Consider the following 255-nt stretch of genomic DNA (forward strand, 5'->3'; position numbering starts at 1 on the left):
TGCGGCTTAACTCACCATATTCATTCGCCTTGTTAGGATTTTCTGGCATGGCTGCAGCAACTTCAAATGCATTGCCAACTTTTTCAATCAGGGATGGTGAGGTAGCATCCATTGCCCCCAGTGATGCAGGCAATTCATTGGTGGATGGGCCAGAGACGGTGCTTAATACTGAGCCGGCACCGTCCGTGGACGACGGAGAAATTGATTTAGTCATTGCGGGAGCCTTTAAAAGTCAACCAGATCCAACTACATCAG

1 protein-coding gene is annotated in these 255 nt (G+C 48.6%); it reads right to left on the reverse strand.

The window, feature by feature from the left end; genetic code table 11:
* The coding region (locus ACO0LF_RS31850; protein ID WP_423021472.1) for a hypothetical protein at window positions 1-214 on the reverse strand (214 nt) is incomplete at its 3' end.
* Window positions 215-255: the final 41 nt, after the last annotated feature.

It is taken from the genome of Undibacterium sp. Di27W, assembly GCF_049340345.1.
In the GTDB taxonomy this organism is placed as follows: domain Bacteria; phylum Pseudomonadota; class Gammaproteobacteria; order Burkholderiales; family Burkholderiaceae_D; genus Undibacterium.